Source organism: Stenomitos rutilans (genome assembly GCF_059505485.1).
Map to the genome: position 1 here is coordinate 13203 of NZ_JCACKR010000088.1, position 25012 is coordinate 38214.

At 50.2% G+C, this 25012-nt stretch carries 25 protein-coding genes; 13 read left to right on the forward strand and 12 right to left on the reverse strand.

The genetic code is table 11. The annotated features are described in order from the left end of the window. The 5 genes from AC5JLP_RS15835 to AC5JLP_RS15855 all read left to right on the forward strand — a co-directional run. On the forward strand, positions 1-328 hold a 328-nt coding region (locus AC5JLP_RS15835; RefSeq protein WP_496068892.1), incomplete at its 5' end, for a hypothetical protein. Next, positions 316-753: a type II toxin-antitoxin system VapC family toxin gene (locus AC5JLP_RS15840; RefSeq protein ID WP_496068893.1), complete on the forward strand. Its 438-nt coding sequence runs from the start codon at positions 316-318 to the stop codon at positions 751-753. The genes AC5JLP_RS15835 and AC5JLP_RS15840, both read left to right, overlap by 13 nt. Before the next feature lie 107 nt (positions 754-860). After that, positions 861-2363 carry a M16 family metallopeptidase gene (locus tag AC5JLP_RS15845; RefSeq protein WP_496068894.1) on the forward strand — a complete coding sequence of 501 codons (1503 nt, stop codon included), beginning with the start codon at positions 861-863 and terminating at the stop codon, positions 2361-2363. A 180-nt stretch (positions 2364-2543) separates the two neighbouring features. After that, positions 2544-3230 carry a DUF922 domain-containing protein gene (locus AC5JLP_RS15850; RefSeq protein WP_496068895.1) on the forward strand — a complete coding sequence of 229 codons (687 nt, stop codon included), beginning with the start codon at positions 2544-2546 and terminating at the stop codon, positions 3228-3230. Positions 3231-3369: 139 nt separating this feature from the next. After that, a complete protein-coding gene (locus AC5JLP_RS15855) occupies positions 3370-3825 on the forward strand; it encodes a GFA family protein (RefSeq protein WP_496068896.1) in 456 nt (151 codons plus the stop codon). Positions 3826-3923: 98 nt separating this feature from the next. Here AC5JLP_RS15855 and AC5JLP_RS15860 read toward each other — a convergent pair whose 3' ends face one another. Next, entirely contained in the window at positions 3924-5198 is a 1275-nt protein-coding gene (locus AC5JLP_RS15860; protein ID WP_496068897.1) for a hypothetical protein, read from the reverse strand. Between the two features lie 379 nt (positions 5199-5577). Here AC5JLP_RS15860 and AC5JLP_RS15865 point away from each other — a divergent pair, with 379 nt between their 5' ends. Beyond that, positions 5578-6006 carry a bactofilin family protein gene (locus tag AC5JLP_RS15865; RefSeq protein ID WP_496068898.1) on the forward strand — a complete coding sequence of 143 codons (429 nt, stop codon included), beginning with the start codon at positions 5578-5580 and terminating at the stop codon, positions 6004-6006. A gap of 306 nt (positions 6007-6312) precedes the next feature. Next, positions 6313-9336 (forward strand): glycerol-3-phosphate acyltransferase, encoded by a 3024-nt coding sequence (locus AC5JLP_RS15870; protein ID WP_496068899.1) that lies wholly within the window; start codon positions 6313-6315, stop codon positions 9334-9336. Between the two features lie 53 nt (positions 9337-9389). Here AC5JLP_RS15870 and AC5JLP_RS15875 read toward each other — a convergent pair whose 3' ends face one another. From AC5JLP_RS15875 to AC5JLP_RS15890, 4 genes are read right to left on the reverse strand one after another with little or no spacing between them, the layout of a single operon-like run. Beyond that, a complete protein-coding gene (locus AC5JLP_RS15875; protein ID WP_496068900.1) occupies positions 9390-9782 on the reverse strand; it encodes a hypothetical protein in 393 nt (130 codons plus the stop codon). A 12-nt stretch (positions 9783-9794) separates the two neighbouring features. Beyond that, a complete protein-coding gene (locus AC5JLP_RS15880) occupies positions 9795-10166 on the reverse strand; it encodes a DUF5615 family PIN-like protein (protein WP_496068901.1) in 372 nt (123 codons plus the stop codon). A gap of 3 nt (positions 10167-10169) precedes the next feature. Then, on the reverse strand, positions 10170-10397 hold the full coding sequence (locus tag AC5JLP_RS15885; RefSeq protein ID WP_496068902.1) for a DUF433 domain-containing protein: 228 nt from the start codon (positions 10395-10397) through the stop codon (positions 10170-10172). 45 nt (positions 10398-10442) lie between these two features. Then, complete coding sequence (locus AC5JLP_RS15890; RefSeq protein ID WP_496068903.1) at positions 10443-13586, reverse strand: HEAT repeat domain-containing protein; 3144 nt, start codon at positions 13584-13586, stop codon at positions 10443-10445. A 103-nt stretch (positions 13587-13689) separates the two neighbouring features. Here AC5JLP_RS15890 and AC5JLP_RS15895 point away from each other — a divergent pair, with 103 nt between their 5' ends. Further along, complete coding sequence (locus AC5JLP_RS15895; RefSeq protein ID WP_496068904.1) at positions 13690-13872, forward strand: hypothetical protein; 183 nt, start codon at positions 13690-13692, stop codon at positions 13870-13872. A gap of 197 nt (positions 13873-14069) precedes the next feature. Here AC5JLP_RS15895 and AC5JLP_RS15900 read toward each other — a convergent pair whose 3' ends face one another. Continuing rightward, positions 14070-14921 carry a DUF72 domain-containing protein gene (locus tag AC5JLP_RS15900; protein ID WP_496068905.1) on the reverse strand — a complete coding sequence of 284 codons (852 nt, stop codon included), beginning with the start codon at positions 14919-14921 and terminating at the stop codon, positions 14070-14072. Between the two features lie 43 nt (positions 14922-14964). Between AC5JLP_RS15900 and AC5JLP_RS15905 the strand changes: the two genes are divergently transcribed. From AC5JLP_RS15905 to leuD, 5 genes are all read left to right on the forward strand, one after another. Next, entirely contained in the window at positions 14965-15192 is a 228-nt protein-coding gene (locus tag AC5JLP_RS15905; RefSeq protein WP_496068906.1) for a hypothetical protein, read from the forward strand. Further along, positions 15158-17212, forward strand: coding sequence for a protein kinase domain-containing protein (locus AC5JLP_RS15910; protein ID WP_496068907.1), 2055 nt, complete (start codon positions 15158-15160; stop codon positions 17210-17212). Before AC5JLP_RS15905 ends, AC5JLP_RS15910 begins: the two co-directional genes overlap by 35 nt. Positions 17213-17260: 48 nt before the next feature. Continuing rightward, positions 17261-18097 (forward strand): polysaccharide biosynthesis/export family protein, encoded by an 837-nt coding sequence (locus AC5JLP_RS15915; protein WP_496068908.1) that lies wholly within the window; start codon positions 17261-17263, stop codon positions 18095-18097. Positions 18098-18195: 98 nt separating this feature from the next. Beyond that, positions 18196-18810 carry a metal-dependent hydrolase gene (locus AC5JLP_RS15920; protein ID WP_496068909.1) on the forward strand — a complete coding sequence of 205 codons (615 nt, stop codon included), beginning with the start codon at positions 18196-18198 and terminating at the stop codon, positions 18808-18810. A gap of 85 nt (positions 18811-18895) precedes the next feature. Continuing rightward, positions 18896-19501 carry a 3-isopropylmalate dehydratase small subunit gene (leuD, locus tag AC5JLP_RS15925; protein ID WP_496068910.1) on the forward strand — a complete coding sequence of 202 codons (606 nt, stop codon included), beginning with the start codon at positions 18896-18898 and terminating at the stop codon, positions 19499-19501. Between the two features lie 307 nt (positions 19502-19808). On the opposite strand, the gene AC5JLP_RS15930 is transcribed toward leuD, so the two are convergent. The 6 genes from AC5JLP_RS15930 to AC5JLP_RS15955 form a co-directional block, all read right to left on the reverse strand. Continuing rightward, positions 19809-20006 carry a hypothetical protein gene (locus tag AC5JLP_RS15930; RefSeq protein ID WP_496068911.1) on the reverse strand — a complete coding sequence of 66 codons (198 nt, stop codon included), beginning with the start codon at positions 20004-20006 and terminating at the stop codon, positions 19809-19811. After that, a complete protein-coding gene (locus AC5JLP_RS15935; RefSeq protein WP_496068912.1) occupies positions 19999-20232 on the reverse strand; it encodes a hypothetical protein in 234 nt (77 codons plus the stop codon). The genes AC5JLP_RS15930 and AC5JLP_RS15935 overlap by 8 nt, the downstream gene beginning before the upstream one ends. A gap of 54 nt (positions 20233-20286) precedes the next feature. Beyond that, complete coding sequence (locus tag AC5JLP_RS15940) at positions 20287-21060, reverse strand: ABC transporter permease (protein ID WP_496068913.1); 774 nt, start codon at positions 21058-21060, stop codon at positions 20287-20289. Between the two features lie 65 nt (positions 21061-21125). After that, on the reverse strand, positions 21126-22283 hold the full coding sequence (locus AC5JLP_RS15945) for a DUF5357 family protein (RefSeq protein WP_496068914.1): 1158 nt from the start codon (positions 22281-22283) through the stop codon (positions 21126-21128). 14 nt (positions 22284-22297) lie between these two features. Continuing rightward, a complete protein-coding gene (gene fraC, locus AC5JLP_RS15950) occupies positions 22298-22852 on the reverse strand; it encodes a filament integrity protein FraC (protein WP_496068915.1) in 555 nt (184 codons plus the stop codon). Between the two features lie 90 nt (positions 22853-22942). Then, the gene (locus AC5JLP_RS15955) at positions 22943-24958 is read right to left on the reverse strand and encodes an ArsA family ATPase (protein WP_496068916.1); all 2016 of its coding nucleotides are present in this window, start codon (positions 24956-24958) and stop codon (positions 22943-22945) included. Between the last annotated feature and the right edge of the window lie 54 nt (positions 24959-25012).

Sequence of the window (25012 nt, forward strand, 5' to 3'; positions counted from 1 at the left end):
CTTATACCCTCATGGAGCAAAGATAACGATGCAATCGGCGTTACACATTACGACTGTCGATGCCTTATACCCTCATGGAGCAAAGATAACGATGCAATCGGCGTTACACATTACGACTAAAGTCCTTCCAGGACACAAGATTGAGATTCAAATACCACCTGGCTCGGTTGGTGAAGAGGTCGAGGTTTTTGTTGTGCTGTCAGAAGCACTTCCCAAACAGCAGGCCGCGATCGACATTCTCAACCAGCTGCCAGGTCAGCAACAGTTTAAAACGGCTGAAGCGGTTGATCGCTACCTTAAAGAAGAGCGAGACTTATGGGAACGCTAACCATCCCAGAATCCAGTCTGGTTTATGTTGATACGGCGATCGTGATTTACAGCGTGGAAAAGATTCCAGATTATTTCCCTCTGTTAGAAACACTTTGGCTTGAACTAAATGTTGACAAACTAAAAGTGATTAGCAATGAACTGACGCTGATGGAAACGTGGGTCCTTCCATTGAGGAACAGAAACTCTGACTTGATTCAGATTTACGAAAGCTTACTTCTAGCATCAGACATACAAGCAATTTCTGTCACTCAGGCTGTTCTTAAAGCAGCCGCTCACCTTCGTGCCGCAACAAGCTTAAGAACACCAGATGCAATCCACGCAGCAACAGCAATGAGTGAAAAGTATTCTGTTTTTCTGACTAATGATGCTGATTTCCGCAAAGTGCCTAATTTACCTGTCGTTGCATTGAGTGATGTATTGTGAGTCTAAAAATAAGATACAAGTTCTAAAAAACAGTTCTCAATTCACAAGGAACTGAAAAAGAGAAGTCAGTTAGACCACCAGAGGGCAATCCAGCAATTGAGGACGCGATGTCAACGACGACAGAAACTAAAAAGCAGAGAACGGCAAAAATCATTGTGCTGGTCTTTTCCTTTGTGATGGTGCCGCTGCTGCTATTGCTCTTGGCACTGCATCCAGCCGCTGCTGCCACGCCAAAGCACTACACCGAATTGACCTTTTCGCCGCCACCTGCCATTAAGCTGCCGGACTACACGCGATTTACCTTGGCAAATGGCATGGTGGTTTACCTGATGGAAGATCACGAACTGCCGTTGATTAATGGAAGTGCGTTCATTCGCACGGGCGATCGACTGGAATCAGCCTCTAAAGTCGGGCTAGCGGGGCTAGTCGGCACAGTGATGCGATCCGGGGGCACTCAAACCCTCAGCGCCGATGCCATGAACGAGTTTTTGGAGCAGCGGGCCGCTTCGGTTGAAACCGCGATCAACGACGTTGCGGGTAATGCTGAATTCAATACCCTCACCGAAGACTTACCAGACGTGTTTGACCTGTTTGTGAATACCCTAAGGCAACCGACCTTCCCCACCGATAAGTTAAACCTGGCAAAAAATCAGGAGCGTGGAGGCATTGCTCGTCGCAATGATGCGCCAGACGCGATCGCCAATCGTGAGTTTCGCAAGCTGGTGTATGGTGACAGTAGCCCCTATGCCCGCTACACCGAGTACGCCACGCTGGCAAACATCACGCGTGATGATTTAGTGCAGTTTCATCAACAATATTTCTCACCGAATAACATTTTGCTGGGCATTGTGGGTGATTTTGACAGTAAGGCCATGCGCCAGCTTGTGGAAGCGAAGTTGGGTGACTGGAAGCCTGCAAAGACGAAATCCTCTGCGCTACCAACCGTCGCGCAGGCGAAGCAGGGTGGCATCTTTTTGGTCAACCAGCCGCAGCTAACGCAAAGCAATGTGCAAATTGGGCATCTCGGCGGACAGGTCAATAGTCCTGACTATCCGGCACTATCAGTCATGAATGAAGTGCTGAATGGCTTTGGTGGACGGCTGTTTAACGAGGTGCGATCGCGCCAGGGGTTGGCCTACTCGGTCTATGCCTATTGGGGGCCGCAGTACGACTATCCTGGTTTGTTTGTAGCAGGTGGGCAAACGCGATCGGATGCAACAGTGCCGTTTATTAAAAGTGTGAGAGCCGAGGTAGACAAAATTCGTACAGCACCGATCGTCCCTTCCGAGCTTGCCTTCGCCAAAGACTCCGTGCTGAATTCCTTTATTTTCAACTTTCAGCAGCCTGAGCAAACCCTGTCTCGGCTCCTACGCTACGAGTATTTTGGCTATCCAAGTGACTTCATCTTTCGCTACCAAAAGGGCGTCACAGCCACCACGATCGCCGATGTACAGCGCGTTGCCAAAACCTACTTACAGCCAGAAAAGCTTGCCACACTGGTGGTTGGCAATCGAGACACGATCAAACCATCGTTGGAGACATTAGGGCAATTGGTAACGGCGATCGATATTACGATTCCGACGGACAAACCAGGCTCCAGTAAGCCTTAAAACAAACGGTGGATTAGCTATCAGCTTTCAGCTAGTGCTTGCTACCAAGTTCCGGCTTCCTTGAAGCCGGATAGCAAACGAGAGCCTGGTATCCAGAACAGAAAGCTAACCGCTGACCGCTAATAGCTCTTCAACTCAAAACTTAAAACTCAAAACTCAAAACTTCTAAGCTGACCGTGGATGGCTTTAGCTTACTTTCCGCAGGGTCGGCTGGCGGCAAAAACATGGCATGATTTTTACAGCCCCTTAAGCGATCGCGCATCCCAACATCCTATGTTTCATCAAGGTTTAGCCGTATTTATTGGTAGTTGTATGGTGGGCTATGCGGTTACCGCTTGGGCAGGTGATCCCGATTTAGTGGTGGCAACTCCCACAACGGCACCGTACAAAATTCAGGGCAAAACAACGGCTGAGCTGCGATCGCAGATGAACCAACTGGGCCCTATGAACCAGGATGAAGGCAAGCGCTTTGATGCATCCACAACCTGGGATTTAGATGCGCAGTTTACCTCTGGTGGTAAGAAAGGCAGTTGTAAGCTGAAAACCGTCACCGTCACCGTTAAAACTACCTTCAATTTGCCAGAATGGACGCCACCCAACGGAACTCCTCAAGCGCTCATCGATCGCTGGAAAAAGCACCTGGCGGCCCTGCAAACGCATGAAGAAGGCCACAAGCAGTTAGGCATTGATGCCGGAAACGATCTGCTGACTCAACTGAAAGCTATGCCCGCTGCTCCCTCCTGTGATGCCTTGAACAAACTTGCCACCCAAAAACGAGATGCCGTCAAAGCAACGTTCAAGCAGAAGCACAAAGCCTACGATGCCAGCACAAAGCACGGTGCAACTCAGGGTGCGGTGTTTCCGTAGGTCATAGATTGAATTTCTATTAGCTAGAAACCAATACCGCGCGGTATTCTCCCTTCGACTCATAGCAGGCATCGGAGCGTTGCTCTAGATTACGAGTACAAAGGAGACTGTTGTCGAGCTAAGTGCGAAGGAGTCAATAATGACCGACCGTAAGCCTTCCAGAAAAGGGCAATGTCGATGTGGACAAGTCCAATTTGAAGTGCATGCTGAACCGTTACTGACTATGGCCTGCCACTGTACGGGTTGCCAGCGGATGACAGCAAGTGCCTTTAGCTTGAGCACCCTGTATCCCAGCAATGGGTTTAAGGTCACGTTAGGTGACCCTGTCATTGGCGGCCTTCAGGGCGCAACGCGTCATTATTTCTGCGCCCACTGCATGAGTTGGCTGTTCACGCGCCCAGAAGGTATGGATGACTTTGTGAATGTCCGAGCGACGATGATGGATGATGCCCAATCTTTTCGTCCCTTCATTGAGACCTACACGGATGAGAAACTGATGTGGACAACGACCCCTGCCGTCCATAGCTTTAAGAAGTTTCCTTTGCCAGAAGACTATCCAACGTTGCTCGCCGAGTTCGCCAAACGACATCAATAGATTGGTTCGCACCCAGATCGCCCTCCTGTGACCAGATTCCGTAGGAGGAGCGATCGACAGCGGTGAACGGAGACGTTAGAGGCGTAGCATAGCCGCCCCTACACCTGATTCAGTGGATCTGGCGGCTGCGGCCCCGAAAAGCCTTTTTCTTCAATGTGCAAGTTTCCAGAACCCGATTCATCCTCGTCTTTATCCTCTGGTCGCGGAGACATTGATAGGGGCTGCACGCTACTATCTTGCGGATCGCCTACTAAGCCAGCCAGGGGTACTTTGACTGGTGTAGCAGCCAGATGCAAATCGGCTAGATTCGTTGTAGCTACCAGGGGGCGATCGCCCATACCCACGGGTGCTTCTGCCGTGACGCGCACCTGAAGTTCACCCGGATCGGCATAGGTGCCCTGAGTTACTAACCGGGCATAAACACGAGGGCTGATTTGGCTCCACGGCGTATTGGCTCCATCGGTAGGCGTATTGGCCTGTCCAGGCAGCACAAAGGCGTTTGACAAAGCCTCGAAATTATTGCCATAGCGGAGCAGGGTTTCGCGGGTTTGGCGGAGCGTGACGATCGCATTCCCAACCGTTCCTAACCGTCCCAAAGCGGAATCCATCGACGGTAGCCCTGGAACCGTGCCAGAAAGCTGGCTCCACGTTGATTCAATCTGTTCATAAAAGCTACGCGATAGCCGAGGCTTGTAGTCGGGCAGCAGTTGATCGACGATCGCCCGTTGCTCGGTTGCCAATTCCTCATATTTCATTCCAGCCTGCAAGTTCCACGACAAAACCTGTAGCTGCTTGTGCGGAATGGCAGTGCCGGCCGATCGCGCATTTAACGCCACAATGATATCCGCCCATTTTCCTTTCAGTGGTGCCAGCAAGTAGCGATGCCCCGCAGGGCTGTGCGCCGATACTTTCATGCAAAACACATCGACTGGAATGCGGTAATCTCCAGGCTGTAGCGCGACGGTGCCATCAGTCGCATTACGGAGTTGAGCCATGAGCGTTGTTGGCATGGCGTTCGGCTTAAATGCCTTGCCTGGTACTTGATTCACTATTGGGAATGTCGCTTGGCTACTGGACTCGATCGGAGCCTCATTCTGCAACGTACTGCCCAATGCTTTCATCGCCTGCTCTGAGATCGCCCCTTTCAGCAGATCTTCCACCGAACCACCCGGAATCGGTAGGCTGGGAATGGGAAGGCCAAATAAGCCTGCGATCGTGTTCGCCCCCAGTGGCGGTGCTACAAGTCCCACGATCGCAGTGACTATTACCCCTGTCAGCAAGCCTTTAAAGGCAAATTGCTGTAGTGGGTGATCGAGTCTCCACGAACCAACATGACGTGTCGCACTATGTTTGGAGCGCAAGCGCTTGACCATGATTCTGTCCTCATCCACCAGGCTTCACTTATCCTACGCTTGATTGTGACCACGAGGGAGGGAGTGGAGCGGTAAGGAAGGCAGGGGGAGCAGGGGGAGCAGGGGAAGAGAATTTTGAGTTTTGAGTTAGTTCTGCCTCATGCCTTCTGCCTTTTGCCTCCTAAACTTAGCGAAGCTAAAAAAGCTGACCGCTGACTGCTGACTGCTGACCGCTCAATTTCCCCTCCACCCCTCCACGCCGATCGCAACTTTTTACCTGCAAAGCCTTAACTTTCAGTAATGAGTGTGCCATGATGACGGCGAGGACTGAGCACACATCATGTGCTTTTTATACGTTCGCAAGAATTAAATGGTTGAGTCTTAACCCTCAGAGAACGGTATGTTTAGAAAAAATACGCCACCACCGTCAAAGACCTTACCTACCTACATCGCTCCCAACAGTGAGTTTCAGGGCACGCTTCACGTTGAGGGCGATCTGCTGGTTGATGGCATCATTCATGGCACCGTTGAAGTGCGGGGTGATATGCAGATTTCTGAGAGCGGGCTAATTGAAGGGCCAGAAGTGCGAGCGAAAAACCTGACGGTGCATGGAGTTCTCAAGGCACGAGTGCTAGTCGAAGGGAAACTGACCCTCAGCCGCACCGCTCGGTTAGAAGGCGATGTGAATGCCAGTGCGCTTAGTGTGGAAGAAGGCGCATTCTACGTGGGCTATATCGAAACAGGTGAAACAAAAGCACTACCCGGTATGAGAACAAGACCGGAACTTGCTGGCAGCGGGGATGCGTACAGCGGTAATTTAGGCGGCTGATTACGCTCAAGAGTTAAGTTGCCTTACCTTTAAACGACCACCGAGACGCGAAGGTCACAAAGATCGCTCTCTGCGATTGTTTTGATGCGATCTGATCCCTGGTTCTAAATTTTTTCACCACGACTGGGACTCGATACCGCAGCCCTGTATGTGCGACGATCGCCCTGAGCGCAACTATAAGTCAACACCTATCTAACGATACGATGAGACAGAGGTGAAGCATGTTCTCATCGTCATTATTGCTTTGTTTAAGCGTGGTAATGCTTAAACAAAGCAGCTCAGCCGCAGGATGATTGATGCACGCTTATGACGCTGACACAGGTTTGGGGCGCACTATTAATCTTTGTGGTTTGTCCACTGCTGGGTGGACTGCCGCTGATCGCCTGGATCACGGTTGCCCTTACGCGACGTAACCTGGCACAAGTCGGCACAGGCAATGTGAGCGTTTCGGCTGCCTTCTATCACGGTGGGCGAGTGGTAGGCACGCTTGCCGTCTTATCAGAAGCCCTGAAGGGCATTGCAGCCGTTTTGCTCGCGCGATCGTTCTTTCCTGTCGATCCAGTTTGGGAACTCATTGCGCTGATGGCATTGGTTATGGGGCGCTACTGGTTTGGCAAGGGTGCGGGCACAACGAATGTCGTCTGGGGCTATGTCGTTCATGACCCGATCGCGGCAGGGTTTGTCTTCCTCATCAGCGCGATTAGCTTCACGATTCTGCGCGAACGACAGCAGGGACGGCTCAGCGTATTAGTGATTTTTCCCCTCATCACCGCGTTGCGCCATCCCTTAAACCAGGATCTGATTGGCGCGGCGATCGTCCTTGCCATCATGCTGGGCTGGATTTACACCAAGATTCCTGATGATTTGGATCTGGCTTCCACCACCGCCAAAGCAGACGCGCAATCAACCTTCAAATTCTTTCGCGGCGATCGTGCCCTCCGTTCCCTTAATGATGCAGTGGATGCTCGTAAGGTTGGGCACAAAGCGGCAACGCTCTCTCGCTTAAAGCGATCAGGCTATCCGGTGCCGATGGGCTGGGTGCTGAGTCCTGGTGACGATCCAGAGCCACTGTTAGAACGGCTCAAACCATCGCCCAGAGCACCGCTCATTGTGCGGTCTTCTGCGGTAGGCGAAGATTCAGAAGCCGCATCGGCAGCAGGACAGTACGAATCCATTCCCAGCCTCGTCCGCTCCGAACAATTGATGCCTGCTATTTCTCGCTGTTTTGCTTCCTACAATCAGCCGAGTGCTGTAAAGTATCGGCGCGATCGCCACTTACCCGATGCCACCATGGCGGTCTTGATTCAGCAACAGGTGCGGGGAGCCTTTTCAGGCGTTGCCTTTAGCCGTGATCCAATGGCGAGGCAGGGAGATGCAGTGGCAATCGAAGCGTTACCAGGCAGTGCGTCTCAGGTTGTATCGGGACAGGTAACGCCAGAACGGTATGAGGTGATTGTGCCCGCGATCGACTTCACTCCCGCAACGGCTCAAACCCCATCTAGCTGGATACTACCAGACGATCTGACCTTAGCTATCAATGGCAATGGCTCTGTTCCAGGTCGGTTGCTTCAGCAGGTCGCCTTTCTCGCCAGACACTTAGAAGCTCAAAATCAAGGCACTCCCCAGGATATTGAGTGGAGCTATGATGGCAAGCAACTCTGGCTCTTGCAGGCGCGACCCATCACCACGCTGCTGCCCATCTGGACGCGCAAGATTGCGGCTGAGGTTATTCCTGGTTTCATTCACCCCCTCACCTGGTCAATCAATCGTCCCTTAACCTGTGGCGTGTGGGGCAATCTGTTTACGCTTGTTTTGGGCGATCGCGCCAAAGGACTAGACTTCAACGACACTGCCACGCTCCACTATTCCTACGCTTACTTCAACGCCTCATTGTTAGGACAGTTGTTTCGACGCATGGGCCTGCCCCCCGAAAGCCTGGAATTTCTGACACGCGGCGCAAAATTTAGCAAACCGCCGCTTCAATCCACCCTGCGAAATGTGCCAGGGTTTTTACGCTTATTGAATCGAGAATTTCGTCTAGAAAACGATTTTCGCCAAGCGTCTCGCCATCAGTTTGCACCCGCTCTAACAGAATTCTCTCGACAACCCGCGACTGAGCTTGAGCCATCAGCGCTTCTGGCACGCATTGATCGCATTCTCAACCTGCTGCAAACCGCTACCTACTACAGCATTCTCGCTCCTCTCAGCGCCGCCTTACGCAAAAGCATCCTGAAAGTGAAGGATGAACAATTAGACAACAGTGATACGCCAGAAATTGCGGCCTTGCGATCGCTTCAGACGCTGGCACAAGAGGCAAGAGAAGTTTTAGAGAGGGAGTCGGGAGTAGAAGGGGCAGGGGAAGCAGGGGAAGCAGAGGGGGCGGAGGAAGCAGGGGAAGTAGGGGAAGCAGAGGGAGAAGTAAGAATGCACAACTCTCCCACTCCCCACTCCCCACTCTCCACTCCTCTCTCTTCTCTGGCTCAAACGTTCGAGGGGCAAACCATCCTGACACAGTTAGATGTGCTGATCGAGCAATACGGCTACTTAAGCGAGGTGGGGACGGATATCGCGGTGCCAACCTGGAAAGAAGATCCGCAGCCTGTACGATCGCTCTTCGTCCAGTTTTGTCAACATCCACCTGCGATCGCGCCTCAGATCGATCGACCCACTGGCAACGTCAAGCGAGTACAGCGTCGCCTCACGCTTAAAGGTCGAGTGACAGAGATCTACAGTCGTTTGCTGGCAGAATTGCGGTGGAGCTTTGTTGCTCTAGAAAACCATTGGCTGGAGTCAGGGTTACTGGCAGAGTCAGGGGATATCTTTTTTCTAGAGTGGGAAGAGATTCGAGAGGGAGGAGAGAGGGGTGAAGAGAGAGGGGTAACGTTTCAGAAATTAGTGGGGCAGCGTCGATCGCAGTTGGAAGCCGATCGTCAACTTCAGGCAGTACCCTTTCTGATTTATGGCAATGATCTACCGGCACCAACGATCAGCATTTACAAAGGACAGTCATCGCAGCAGCTACAGGGCATCGGCGCGAGTCCGGGAGAGGTAGAGGGCATTGTCAAAGTGGTGCGGAGTTTGGCGGAGTTGCCAGAGGTCGATCGCACCAGTATTCTCGTCGTGCCCTACACCGATTCGGGTTGGGCACCGCTGCTGGCAAGGGCGGGAGGACTCATTGCAGAAGTGGGTGGCAGATTGTCACACGGGGCGATCGTCGCTCGTGAGTACCGCATCCCTGCCGTGATGGATATCCACAACGCGACGCAGTTACTTCAAGACGGTCAGCGCGTCCGCATTGATGGGCAGCAGGGCACTGTAGAAATTTTGTAGGGAACTGTTGTAGAGCAGATGTTAGTTTTGAGGCGCTTCTACGGTCAAAGTGTCTACTTTACTTCATCCGTTACGCCTTCAAGGTAGCCGATTACGCCTTTGCCCCACGGAGTTTCTTCGGCGAAATGTTCACCAACTTTGAGCAGCCCTTTTTTGACCCCGTTCCACTGTCGTTTCAAGTTGAGAAAGTTTTGCCAGCGTTGGGGTTGAGTGCGCTTGATTTCTTGAAACTCAACATCCACGATCGCCGGAATTTGTGCGTCTGTTGCCTGGGGATATTTTTGCTGTAGATCAACAATAGTTTGCTTGAACTCAGCCAGTGCTTCAGCTAACTCAGGATTTGTCGCATAGTTGTGTTGAATGCCTTTACCAATGACAGTGCCAGTGTTGGTTTCAATGATCTGGTTGACTTCGGTGTTGATTGAATATTTAGAGGATTCAGTCATGATCGTTCCTGATTAAGATCTGCGACGAATGGGACGGGAGAGCGCACGACGAGGCTCAACGGTTGTAAGAGCACCCAGAAGCGAAACGGGTAAACGGTTTGATAGGAGTTCGAGAATCCTGGCATTGACGGTGGTTGCAGGCGTATCGTCTGGGAGGTTAACGAAGATGACGCCTGCGCTGAATGCTTCTGCCCAACCTCTCGGATCGGCGAGTCCACGATCGCGGGTGATGATAATCGCATCGGCAGCAATGGCGGCATCCATCACTTCTGTATCACGGTGTCCCCGGAGACCAATATCGCGCACGTCTTGAGCGGAGAAACCCAACGCGGCAATTTGCGGTGCGAGGGAACACGGCATATTTTCATCAACGAGGATGTTCAACGCTCAGGCTCCCAGAGGAATCACTGTCGTTTGTTTGACTAACTCAGTGGCATAGGCAAGTGCTGCTTCCACCTGAGTCTGGGTCAATTCATATTCTTGCATGACCGCTTCTTTGTCCATGCCACCTGCGAGTGAGCCGAGAACAATGGATACAGGAACGCGAGTGCCCGTGATGACAGGCGTACCGTGATGAATTGCCGAATCGACGCTGATATGAGATGCGATTTCCATCGTTGCCCTCACCGTTTGCTGGTTTCTTTATTCTGACCTAGGTGGTTATTGCCCAATGACATTACCGTGGTTTTGCTCAATAATTTGTACCACTTCAGCCTTAATTGCGTAAGTAGTGCCTTTCTTATCTTCACCCCCAACACCCAATACCCCACTCCCTTCTTCCACCGCTGACCAAGCAATTTTGTAGTTGTAAAACTTGCAGTTATTTTTTATATCTCGGAGTGGATAAACAAACCCATCATTCACAAAACTTGATTTCCAGGCAGGACTTAACACTTCAGCAACATGATGTTGCATTTTTTCGAGATTGCTGAGTTTAGCCAATGCTTCAGCCGCGCTGTAGCGGACAACAAGCTCTGGATCGGTCAAAGTTTGTATGAGCACTTCGACTGATTTTTTATCTGCCAAATCACCGAAAGCACGAATAGCAGCCTCTCGAACATTTGGATCTTGAATATTTGGATTATCAGGTTCTAGAAATGAAATTAGCTTTGGCAAAATAGACTGACAATCAAATTTACCTAGTGCTTGTGCAACCATCATCCGAACGGTAGAATGCTCGTCTGTTAATGCATCAAGTAAGCTATCGATCACGGAAGGATCTGCCAAATTCCCTAGAGCTTCAGCCGACTTCCAACGGAAGTTAGGCATCGGTGACTTAAGCACTTGTATCAGTGCAGAAACAACTAGCTGTCCACTGATCTTTTCCAACGCGGCAAAAATTTCCCACCAGTCAGATCGGCGCGAAGCACGACCAAGAGCTTGCTGCTTCAGCAGATTGATTAGTTCTGGAAGCACCTGCTTTTCACCCAGCTTTCCTAAAGCGATGAGGGCATTCAGACGAACGCTATTTGCCGGGTTTGTCTGTAGAAGTTCACTTAGCGCTGGAATTGCAGCTTCATCGCCCAGCTGACCTAATGCTTCAACAGCATTTTCAACTAATTGGGAATGCCAGTGATCAAGTACATTAATCAGGCTTGGTACTGCCATTGAATCGCCTAATTCGCCCAATGTCCAAGCAGCAAGTTCAGCAGCACAAGGGTTTTGAAGGGCTGTAATCAGCAATGGAGTTGCTTTTGTGCTTCCTATCTCTTTCAACGCTATGGCAGCCTGCCAGCTATGCTCTCGTAACGCTACAACCAACTCTTCGACTGCTATTTCGTTGCCTACTTTGCCTAATGCTTCTGCGGCGTTGTCACGAATATTATGATTTTCAGAATTTAAAGCTTTAAGTAGTTCCCTAGCCGCTTTATCATAATCGATCTGGGCTAAAGCTTCAGCTGTAACCCAACGAAGGAAGTCTGATGAATCTTCTAAAGCTATCTTTAGCAAATCTGGGATCGCTGAATCAGACGCTAGTGCAACTAGAGCTTTAACAACCTGAATATGAACTTTTTCTACACGTGTCTTATCTTTCAATGCGTTGAGTAGATCTGGAACGGCTGAATGGATGTATAGTTCACCCAGGCTTTCAGCAGCTTGTGATTGAATACTGTCATTCGAGTGATTTAAAGCCCGTTTTAATGATGGGATTACTGTACTATCGCCAACTGCTCCTAACGCGAAAAGTGCAGCAACAACGACAACTGAATTATGGTGATCTAATGTTTTCAGTAACTCTGGAATCGCTGATTTTCTATTCAGTTCCCTCAAAGCAAAGGCTGCTTCAAAAACCCATATTGCATTTTGCTCGTCAATTAGACTCTCTATCAAGTACGGCACAGCATGATCAGAGTGAGTATTACCTAAAAGCTGCATCTTGTATTTCGGAGGTATATCCAGCGTACTTATCCTTTCGACCGTTTGCTCTTGCCATTTCGGTTGTACCTCTCCTGCTAATCGTGCGCCAAGCATCCAATCCACTTCTAACGCTAATTTTGTGACTTGTAATGCTTGCACTTCGTTCTCTAGTAGTGATGACATTAAAGCGATCGCTTCCGTCCACTTCAAATAATTCAAATAATTCTGCTTTAGTTCGGTATCACTCAGTTTTGGCAGCTTTTGCAGTAGCGCTTCAGCCGCGTAGTATTCCTGAAATAGTTGGTGGTGAAATTCGATCTCGTCAGGATTACTGGCAATTTGAAGCAGATGAAATTCCAGTAGATCTTCCAGCCACTCTTTTGCAGCTTGAGCAGGAGCTTCAACGCGATTCGTAAGATAAGCTTCCAGAATTGTTTCGGCTTGCACTTTAGGAATGGTTAACCAGGCGGGAGTAGGCTTTAAGGGAGTGGTGTGCGGGTCTCCTTGCGTCATCACAAAGGCAAGGTGCTGGAGCAGTTCCAGTGCAAAGCGGCGCGAGTCGTCTGATACTCTTCCTTTCAGCGGTTTAAATGTCTCGTAGCGTCGAGCAAATTCTTGACGAAACAGTTCCCCACGATTTTGAGGAATCTGTCCATCGGGGCTTTCTGCCACAACATCACACAGCATTTGCAGCAACAGCGGCGTTTCTGCCAGTTCTCGCAAACGATCCTTAAGCTGGCGCAATAACTCATCGGCTTGCCCCGGCAGCCGCTTCTGGATAAACTCCCGCATCTGGGGTTCGGTCAACGGCACCATTTCTAGCTTTTTCTCAATGCCCAGGTCTGCTCCTGCACCTAACTCGCGTGTGGTGACGATGATGGGAACGGTGTGGAAGTCTTCATCCCGCCGAAACTCATCCAGCGCTGAGTAAGCATCCGAGGTCGGCACTTCATTCAAGCCATCAAACAACAGCAGCAGTCGTCCTGCAAACAGCAGGTCTTCAACAGTTTCCTGGCTCAGGCGCAATCGTCGTAGAGCCTTCTGAATCCACTCCAGCACAGAACCGCTGCGGCAATCGCGCAATTCAACGAGAACGGGAACTGTGAAATTACCCTGTCCACTATTAGCAATTTTTAAAGCTGTTTGAGCGTCCTCCCACAGTAGACGGCGCAATGCAGTTGATTTGCCGGAACCCGGTTTGCCAATCAGCAACCCCTGATGATGTTTCCGCACTGCTTTTCGCAAACCCTCCAACACCTCAAAGCGTTCGCGCTTCTGTGCTTCTAATGAACGTTGAGCAGTGGGGTCGCCTGGATTGTCTTGGACGATCGCCCTTACCTTCAATGGCAACTCAGCCTGAGTTGGCGTATAGCGATCGCCCCAGTCGTGATTCGCTGGATCAGGAAGCGCTTTGAGATAGGGCTGAAAATCGATCGCATCCGCCATAGAAAACCAGGCAGCAGAATTTTTCTCCTATCCTACGCATTAACGATAGGCATCTGCCACTGCTTCTCGTGCGATTGTCCTCAAGACTGGTTGCCTCATTCATTTGAATGTCGCGCCTGCGATCTTGAATATTGCGGCTGCGATCGCTTCTGTCATAGAGTGCATTCAAATTGCAGCACAACACATTACGAATGTTCTCTATGTCAATGCGAATGGATGCGGTTGTATTACGAATGGTTTGCCTGCAATTGCCAATTACATCGGGAACATTCAAATTGCAGCGTGATACATTGCGAATGTTTCCAATAACACTGCGAATGGATGCAGTGTCATTGGAAATGTGGTGCCTGCGATCCGAAACAACATCGGAGCTATTCAACTAAACCTCGGAGGTTTAAGCCTACCGTTGGCTGCGATCTTCATGACTGGTTAAAACCTCCGAGGTTTGTGTAAGCTCTAGCGTTGTGTTGAGCACTCTGACGCTCAGAACAGATTCAACTGAGTTGGTGTATCAATGCTGTTCCAGGGAAGCGGTGGAACAGGAGTACCACGCTGTTCAAGTAGGGATTGAAAGTAGCGTGCGTTGGCGGGCGATCGCTCCTCTAGAGGGCAATGCACAAAGAAGTAGATGTGGGTTCCTTGCCGAAGCCATTGCTCCACCAGCGCAACCCATTTCTCTAAATACGGTTGATTGAGGGTGCGATCGGGATGGCTGATGAAGCGAATTAGGCTGAAGGGAGCCGTGACGCTTGGTTGAAGGGGCAGTTTCGGCTTTTTGCGCTCGGAGTGCAACTGTGGGTCGTCGGGTGCGTCATAGATGGGACGAGTATCGAGTAGAACGCGTCCAACGCCCAATCGTTCTAGCAGGTCAGTCAGTCGCTCTGCATGAGGTGTTTTGAACCAGTCGAGATGACGCACTTCCAGGGCAAAATCTGCTGCGTCACGGGGCAGAGCGGTCAAGAAGGCTTCTAAATCGGCAAAGCTTGACGGGCTGTAGCTGGGCGGCAGTTGGGCGAACAAAGGGCCGAGGCGATCGCCCAGTCCCTGCATCTTTGTCAGAAAAGCTAGCGTACCCGGCAGTGCAGGTTGCAACAAACCATTGTGCGTCAAACTTTTCGGCAACTTCAGGCAAAACTTGAAGCCATCCGGTGTTTCCGTTGCCCACCGCTTCACTGTCTCCGCATCCGGGATGGAGTAAAACGTCGTATTCCCTTCTACCGCCGTAAAGCGACGACTATAGAGATGCAGAAAATCAGCCGCGCGACTATCCGATGGGAACAGGTCTCCCAGCCAACCTTTGTACGCCCAAATTGCACAGCCGATGTGGAAGGTCATGGGGAGGGGAGAGAGTTTTGAGTTAAGCGTTTTGAGTTGAGAGTTGATTGAGCGGTCAGCGGTCAGCGGTCAGTCTTTGACCTTTTGCCTTCTGCCTTCTGCCTTCATTCCTCATCCTTTTGCCTGCCACCTTCTAGACTACTTTAGCGATGAGTATGATGGAGACTGCATTAAGCCCACTGTGCGATCGCCCTCTCTATATTCAACACCCTTTACCCGCTACCCATTAAAATCCGATGAACTCTCTCTTTTGCAGTCAGGGGCACGATAATCCTGACAGTAATCGTTTTTGTCGTCTATGCGGTGAGATGCTGCCGACTGTGCCACGATCGCCAGCGGGTGGTATGGCGGGTCAAACCCTGGGATTGCGCTATCGGGTGATACGCGAGTTGGGACATGGTGGCTTTGGGCGGACGTATCTGGCAGAAGACACGCATCGGTTTCATGAGTATTGCGTGCTGAAAGAGTTTGCGCCCCAGGTGCAGGGAACAGAGGCGCTACACAAAGCAGAGGAATTGTTTGAGCGGGAGGCGGGCATTCTGCATAAGCTGCAACACCCGCAGATTCCACGCTTTCGGGAATTGTTTCAGGCAGACTGGCAGGGCAAAAGGCGACTGTTTCTAGTGCAGGACTATGTAGAAGGTGAGACGTACCAGGCATTGCTGCGATCGCGCCAGGCTCAGGGCTACGGTTTCACAGAAGCAGAGGTGATACAACTGCTGGTGCAACTTCTGCCCGTGCTGGACTACATCCACAGATGCGGTGTGATCCATCGAGATATTTCGCCCGACAATCTGATCTTGCGTAGTGCAGATGGTCTGCCTGTATTGATCGATTTTGGGGGCGTAAAGCAGGCTGCCGCTGAGGTGAATTCTCAGTTGCGACGGGCGATCGCGGCTCCTGCAAATGTGACTCGCTTGGGTAAAGCGGGCTATGCGCCCAGCGAACAAATGGATCACGGTGAAGTGTCTCCACACAGTGATTTGTATGCGCTGGCTGCCACGGTGTTGGTTTTGCTGACGGGCAAAGAACCGCAGGATCTACTGGTAGGCAATCGTCGTCAGTGGCAGCGGCAGGTCACGGTGAGTCCCAAGTTGGCTAACATGCTGAATCGCATGCTGGATCCGTATCCCTCTAAGCGCTATCAGTCGGCTCAGGAAGTGATGCAAGCGTTGGGTGCCAGTCCAGATTACAGCCAGAACAGCCCATTATCCAATGGTCAGCGATCGCCCTCAGCACTGTATTTAGCCACTCTAGCCGTTTCGCCTGCCCAATCAGGAGCGCTCACCCAGGGAGCAACCGCTTACTCACCTCTGCCTCGTGTGAGACGGCCTGTTGATGGGTGGGGTGGGGTTGTGGGCACGATCGCGCTACTTCTCCTCACAGGTGCTACTATCTGGGGTGCCTGGTGGGTTGCCGCCGATTGGAAGCCCACACCATCCAAACCCCAACCTGTCAAACCAGGCACGCCCAGCACGAACAATAGCGCGTCTCCGCAGTTTTCGCAGGCAGAACAAGATCGCAAGCAAGCGCTGAACAACCGTCGTGAGGAGTTGGAAATTGATGCCGGGTTTCTCACCAGTCTGGTGAATGCCACGTTTTACGACAAGCATCCCGATCGCGTGGGCCGACAACTTACGGCTGACTCTGCTGATGCTAACCTCCGGGCCGAATGGGATCGCATCGCCAGTGACTGGTTAAACCAACTCAAGCCGCTCAATGCCGATGCTCGATCGCGCCTGGGCAGCTATACCGATGCAGATGTGCAGGCACGGCAGGCGGCGGTGAACCAACTCAATCTCAGCGGCCGAGCGCTCAATGACCTGACGGATGTGCAATTTTTCTACTTGTTTCCTGATCAGCCGCGCAATCAGAATTTGTTGAATAAGCCGATCGGTCAGGTGTGGCAAGCGATCGCGTCTGAGCAACTCAGTGCAGTCAAGGCTGGCACAGCGTTAGAGACAATCAAATTTCCCGAAGGTCGCTTTAGCCAACAGGTCAGTGGTACGCTCAAACCCGGTGAAGGCAAGGCATACATCGCTCAGCTAACGAAAGATCAGGTTATTCAAATCACGTTGCAGGCGAGTCGGGCAATGCGGCTCTCGATCTATCCACCCACCAGCAAAGCCGCCGCATTGTTAGAAGACTCGTCCAAAACAAGCTGGTCGGGCAAGCTCATGGATTCTGGTTTTTATGAGGTTGTCATTGTCTCAGATGCATCTGGCGCGATCGACTACGACCTCAGCCTCGCCGCCGCAGATCATATCTCATCGCCTGATACAACGCAGTGATTTGTTGAATCATGCTGACTAAAACTGATTAAAAACCAATTTTCACCTATGTATAAAAGCATTAGTCAAGCGATTACAGAATTCCTTTTTTTAGCTCTTGTTGAAGTTGTTTTAGGGGTTCCTGCGATCGCGCAAAGCTTGGTGAAACCAAATCTCCCTTTAAAGATTGAGATACTCGGAGCTATAGAGCGTCCTGGCTCCTATTTCGTAGCGCCTGTAACGCCTGGAGTTTGTGATCAGGCATCTTTAAGGCAGCGTTACCAAGACAATAGCTTTGAACGTATCAATCAATGCCCAATGCTCACTGGAGCGATCCAAATTGCAGGCGGAGTCACACCACTAGCAAATGTACGCCAAATTTTGATTCGTCGCCTTCAAGCCAATCATACTAGCCAAACGATTAACGTTGATCTCTGGCAATTCCTAAAAGTTGGTGGTTTAACTCAAGCTTTCTTGCTGCAAGATGGTGATACCGTTATGATCCCAACGGTGACGAACACAGCTTTCGTACAGACACCTCAAGAAACGTCTACTACCTCCGCGACCAACATTACAGTTTTAGGTGATGTTGTTCATCCCGGCAACTTCATTCTGCCAGCAAGGGCAACCTCGAATCAAGCAATCTTAGCAGCAGGCGGCTTGAAGAACCTAGAACGCAGAGAAAATGTTGCAATAGTGATTCACCTCAATGCCAACGGTTCTACCACACATCAATTAGCTAACATTAATACACGTCTAAAAGTTGAGGCTACGAAGCCGCTCATGGTTCAGAATGGCGATGTAGTCCTAATTGCGTCTTATTCAGGCCGTATATGGAATTCAACAAGAACCATATTGGATCTGTTTTCAGGTCTACAGCCGATAGGAAATATTTCAAATTATTAAAGATAGAGAAACGACTTTGCCTAACCTGCGTAAGCATCAAGGTCTTGAGAATTTTATCAGTCAGTCCTTCTAATACAGTCATCAATTTAGAACGTCAAATGTCTTCTTTTATTGGTCACAGCATTCCAGCTATTAGCCTCTATTTTTCAGCAAAATCGCTGTATCAACTTTCGATCTATCGTTCAAACTATCGTTGGCTATGGTTAATTTGGTTAGTTCTCATAGCATGGACTCCCGATCTTGATCATTTTGTGCCGTCGCTTCATGCCTCGGCGCATCAGGGTTTAAGAATTACGCATTCCATTTTTGGCAGCTTACTTTTGCCGTGCTATACAATTTTAATCCTGATATCTTTACGAATTAGAGGGCGTAAATTAGCCATTCTTTCAGCTCAGCTAGTCCTTGCTGCTTTATCACACCTGGTTTTTGATATGCTCACTGGTTCGATGCGCTTACCTTTGCTCTATCCATTTAGTCTATATACGTTTAAACTGCCTTTTGGTCTTCTACCCAGTGCAGGCAGCATAAATTTCTCAAACTATTATTTCTATCGTAACCTTCTGATTGAAATGGGTATTTTACTCCCGATATTCTTTAGCATTCACCTACTTTTGCATCAGCCATTATTCAGACATAAGTATAAGGCAACGATCGCACTTTCTCTTATCTGCTCACTTTGTTTTATGGTCTGGGCCGCAATGTTGTCACGCTAAGCTTCAAAACACTTAGCGCTTAACCGACTTTAAGTGATGAGCTAATTCGTTTTATACTAGATACTCTTAATTAGCGGTACGTTCTATGGTGAGTGAAGTCAAAGCGGTTTCGGGGCGCGGTATTCCGGTCGTTGGTAATGATATTGATACCGATCGCATTATTCCGGCACGGTTTCTGCGCTGCGTGACGTTTGATGGGCTGGGTGCCGAAGTCTTTGCGGACGATCGCAAGCAGGCGAATGGGCAGCATCCCTTTGATTTGCCGCGGTATCAGGGCGCAACCATTCTGGTGGTGAATAACAATTTTGGCTGTGGCTCGTCGCGGGAACATGCACCGCAGGCGATTTCTAAGTGGGGCATTCGCGCGATCGTGGGTGAGAGCTTTGCCGAAATCTTTTTTGGGAACTGCGTGGCGATGGGCATTCCCTGTGTGACAGCAACTCCCGATGCGGTGAAGCAGTTGCAAGAGGCGATCGCGGCTACCCCTGACTTATCTGTCACCATCAATTTAGAAACGTTGACGGTCGAGTATGGCACTACATCGATTCCCGTCACGCTGGGAGAAGGGGTGCGCCAAATGATGCTTAGTGGCACCTGGGATGCATGTGGGCAGCTGGTGGCACAAGCAGAGCAAGTCAAAGCAACGGCATCACATCTGCCTTATGTAGCCTGGAGCAAACTGGCAAGCTAGATCCATACTAATAGTGGTCAAAACTCGCGGCGTGAGAAGACGACGGTGGCGATCGTAATAAGAAAGATTGAGCGATCGCCTTCTATTGAAATCTTTTAGGACTGACTTCAAACAGCAATTCAGCCCTGTAGAAACACACATCAAAGGCAAGGAAAAAATTCATGTGACCCAAGATCAAGGGAGCGTTTCTGTCTTGTGTCCAGGCGAACGCCAATTCTACCGGGGGAAAATGCTCAACAGTTGCAGTCAAAACCAGGGCACGCGCTTCAAACTTGGACAAATTGCCTCCCAACGAAACAGAGAGCCGTTAGCGTTCCCAAACAACACCCAATCTCAAGCCCATTTCATAAGGTAAGACGTTCACACTAGAACCTGTATCTAACAAACCTGAGACGTTGATAGACTGGTTTTGATACGTCAGAACGATCGGTAGATAAGGCAGTGTACTCAATGCACCCAGATCTGGGTCTACCTCTGTGAAGGCAAATCTGACTTTATCAACCATGTGTAGCCACTTTTTCTTCTGTCAGTGCTTTTGCTAAAACAGCCGCTGCTTCAAAAGAATCATGTAACCCTTGACTCACTATGTTGCTTTGAGCCCCCAATGGGGTTAGACCAGATTCTTTCAGTAACTCAGCGACCAGGACGTGCAGCAGCAGAAGCTTATCGGCGTAGGATAGCTCCTTGAGAAGGGGCGTAAGCTCATCAAGTGACATAAGCTGTTCCGTCAAGTTGGATTGCATCTATCTTAAAGTTTTGAACTTACCGTTGTCCTTTGCATGTCATCAAAATTCGCGGCGGGAGAAGACGAAGGTGGCGATCGCCAGCAGCACCACAATGTATAGAATGCCGTAGGCAGCGTTCTCCAGCAACAAACTTAAACCGGGCAATTGACCATATACGGCCTGATTTTTCAGATCTAGTCGCGCTAGATCGGGCAACACTAGATAAATACTGCGCGTCAGATTTTCGACGGCTGGGTTCTTGCTTAATGCGCCTAATGTCACCAGATCGCGGCTGAAGTTGCCCATGAAGTAGACCGCAAAGGTGAGTAGCGTTGCCAGTAGTGAACTTGTAAACACGCCAAACACGATCGTCACGGCTGTCACCAGCGAAAGCTGAAGAAAGAGATAGAGCGACGATACCAGAATGCTGCCGATGGGAAAGGAGACACGATCGACCACTAAAACGGCCATATAAATTACCGTCATCGCGCCGACCAAGACCGCTAACACTGCCGATAGTCCCAAATGTTTGCCCACAATAAACTCTGTGCGGCTAATCGGTTTAGCCATCAGCACCAGCACCGTGCGCTTTTCAATTTCTTTATTGATTAATCCCGTGCCAACAAAGATGGCAATCACTAGACCGAGTAAACTCATAGCCGCCAGACCCACATCTAGCAGAATTTTGGTTTCAGTTGTGGCCGCAATTTCTGGCAGCAAACGCACGCACGCAATCAGAAACAGCGCAAATAAGCCGATGAGATAGAGGACGCGATCGCGCATCACCTCACGAAACACGTTTGTTGTGATCACCAACGTTCTAGCAGCATTCATAGGTAGAGTTCATACAGGAGAGTGGAATGGGACAGGCTTAAGAGGGCGCACGATTGCAGAGGCCATCATAGCCCCATATCTGGTTGTCCTGCTTTGATATCCGTCGTCATATCACATGACACTTGAGCAATCTGAGTCGATGCCACCGTGCGCGCGATCGCGCGGCGCGTATCTGGGATGCGCGTAACTTGGCATGGCTTCATTAGATAATACCCAGATCCATCAGCCGATGGCCCTCGCCAAAGCGCCATCAATTGCAGTTGATATTCTGTTCTCGGCAAAACCTCGCCGCTCAGATGCCACAGTCCATTCTCCTTTAGCGGAGGCAAGCGGCTCATCACCGTGGCTTCAAGTTGCTGCATCTGAGGTTTCAGGTCAAAGAGCCACCGCTCCACCTGCGACCACGATCGACCGTCTAACTGTTCCTTTAAAGCAATCTCTGCCTGATCTAAAATCACAATCCCGCGAGAAGAGGGACGATTACTAGCCACCTTCACCACAAAGGCGCTTCTGCTCAAATCTTGTGACAGGAGACTGGGGTAATCAACCAGCCAGGATTGAGTTAAGAAAAAGAGCTGAAACCAGCAGCTAAATAGAAGATTCGTCAGCAATAAAATGACCAGTTCCTGTCGCGCCGCAGAGTCAGGAATTTTGTACTTGGGACCCATTGCAATAAATTTGGGTAGGGCTGCAATGATTGCCGAAAGCGGAGGCCACAAAAGGAATGCGGTGGAGAGGCGGTTTTCTGGAAATCCTGAAAACAGGAGCATGCAAACTAGCGCGCCTGTAACCCAGGGCCCTAGCCAGATGCCATTCACCGTCAAGCCTTTTTTAACATTAATGGTGAGATCAAAGACCTTAAACTTTTCCTCATGCATAAACCAATGGATACCTGGAATGAGAAAAAACCAGGCACAGGTCGCAATAAACCCTTGAATAAAAAGGCTCTCTGGTAATAGAGACATTGCCCAAGAAAAGATGCTGATCCAAAGCAGCGTTTGCCAGGAATCTGGCTTTGGCGGGGTTAACGTTTTGCGTAACTGCTTAAAGATCTCGTCAATGCTTAGAACGGAGAAAACAATATTTCTGACGGCTGCATTAAGCCCTAAATTACCCACAACAAAAATAAGCACAGCAAACCAAAAGATCGCCTGCCAGGAAGTAATACTGGTGGGGATTAAGACCTTTAAGACAGAGCCTAAAAAATTTAAAATATCTGCCATGCGACGTGCGTTGCCTAAGAAGAAACGTAAACCTGACCGAGCAAACGCAGAAATAGAAGCAGCAGAATCGCGCTAAAGCTAGCAGCATTTGCGACAAGCACGGCATAAATGCGGCTATTTGCTCGAAACCCGATTAACTGGGCTTGTTTGCTACGAAAGCGTGTTGATTTTTCTGCGATCGCGCTAGTTGGCTCCTTTTTTCGTTCTAAAAGAAGATCCAAAAACTCTAACCCCTGTAGCTTGATGAGAAACGTGCCTAAAAACATCCCTAGCGTCAAAACCACTAGAACAGGTGCGACGTTAAGTAGTGGGTCAGCATAAAAATTTTCAAAAAAGATAAAGCTAATGAGCTGCACACGCCACTCTACAGGCAGGAAGGGCTGACTAATAAAGAAACAGAGCCAACCGATAAAAGTTGAAAGCAAGTTAACGCTAATCGCAGACTGCATACTGGCTTTGTAATCGAGATCCAGCGTGCGGTAAAAAATCGGCCCTTCGAGCGCGATTGCAATCAACAAAAACAAACTCTGAAACGCCACTGCCCGGAGTGGCAAAACCTCAAAAAACATTGCTCCTTTCCTTACAAACGTTGAACAGACGACCCATGCACGATGGATTAGTACCAGTATTCTATCTGTGCAGACTGTCTTTGCTTGCGGTTAGAACAATAATTTTGCGGCCATCTGGATGCGATCAACGGGTGCGATCGAGCGAGGTAAACCTGGCAAATGGACGATCGTCTGGTCTGGGAACAAGTCCTCTGTTAGCGTTTGTCCTGGCTCAAAGCGATTATGCACGATGTAGCGCTGAGCCACACCCATTGTTTTCAGCGTTTCAGCGAGACGGTGCGCTTCAGCAGTAATGGCAGCTTGCGCCTGAATCACCCCAATGAATTCCGTATGCTCAGGGTCTCTCAATTTCTTTTGTGCTTGCATCACTCGTTGGCGCAAGGTTCGTAGCCGTCCCATTAGCTCAGTGCGCCCCAGCACGTTTTGATACTTAATCCACAGTTTAAAGATCCAGGCAAGCCAGTCACCCATCGCCGTTGGCATTTCGAGAAACCGAAGTAGATGCCCAGTGGGTGCTGTATCCAGCACAATCAAATCCTGCGCTTTAGACTCCAGCAATTCCATCACAGTGACCAACGACAGCATTTCATCAATGCCCGGTAGCGCCTGCGCCACGATTTTTCGCCACGCTTCAGGGCCGTAAGCCAGCTTCAGCGTCGTCTCGCCATCACTGGTCTCACCGCTCATCATCTCTGCCAGTTCCCACAGGTAGTCCTGCCGAAAGCGATCGAGCACAAGCTCCGCAGCAATTTCTTGACCACTCAGATTGGAGGTCAGCGCGACAGGCTCGTTTCCTAACGACTGCCCAAATGCATCACCAAGGGAATGGGCGGGATCAATCGAAATCACCCGAACATTACGATCGCCATACCGCTCAGCTATCCCCCACGCGATCGCCGCCGCCACCGTTGTTTTACCCACACCCCCCTTCCCGCCAACCAGAATCAGTTGCCGCCCTTCTGCGATAAAATCTCCGAAACCTGGCACTAGCTTGTCCGGTATTTGAATATGAGGCGCAGTAACGAGGGTTGCCTCTACAGTGGCTTGCTGAACCTGAGTCAAAAGAGCATCCAGCGCGATCGCACCCACTGGCTCCTGCACTTGCTGAGGCACGCCAAAAACAGGCAATTGACCAGCCAGCAGGAGGAATTTGGTGAGAAGTTGTTGTTGTTCGGCAAGGCGATCGAGAAAGTCGGGAGTCGAGAGTCGGATGTCAGATGTCGGATGTCGGAAGTCAGAACCTTCCCCTGCTTCCCCTGCCCCCTCTGCTTCCTCTGCTCCCCCCGCTTCTCCTACATTCCCTGCTCCCCCTACTCCCCACTCCCCACTCCCCACTCCCCATTCCACCAACCGATTCACAAACACCCCACCCACCGGAATTTTCAACGTCTTTAATGCATCCAGGAAGCGATGAGTTTCTAAAAGGCTCATGGGTTCGGCGATCGCTACCACCAAACACGCGGTGAAAGCCTGGTCTTGCAGCAATTGCCGTCCGCTTGCGAGATCAAACTTCATATTCTTTAAAAAGGTATCGGCATCATCAGCGGTATAGCGTCCGGTAAAGGATTGGCTGATCACGCGATGTTTTTCTTGAAAGAGTTCGAGAGCGCTCAGAAACTCATCCAAAAAGTCCATTAAGCCGAACAGATTGAGTGTGTGTCCGCTGGGAGCCATATCTATGACCACGCGATCGGCTTCATGTTCGCGCAGCAGTCGCTGGATTTCTAAAATACCCATGAGTTCATCCAGTCCGGGCCAACTCAGATCCCAAACGGGGGTGAGGTCTTCGTTTTCGACAAAGCTGCCCCGTTCGACCAGCAGTTCCAACACCTTGCCGTATTCGGCTTTGAAGGTTTGCAGGAGAGTTTCTGCGTCGAGCGATCGCACCTGCAAATTGGGCAAATCTGCGATCGGCTGAGGCTCATCCTTCACCACCATTTGCAACACATCACCCAGAGAATGGGCTGGGTCAGTGGATAGCAGCAAAATGGTTTCGTTGGGAAACTGCTGTGCCCATCGTCGCGCAAAGCCACAGGAGAGAGTCGTTTTGCCTACACCTCCTTTGCCGCTAAACATTGCCAAATGAAGAGAGTCGAACTGGTTCATTGTTTTGGGCATACTGGGTCAGCGTCTATAGCATTCGTTCAATGACGCTACCCA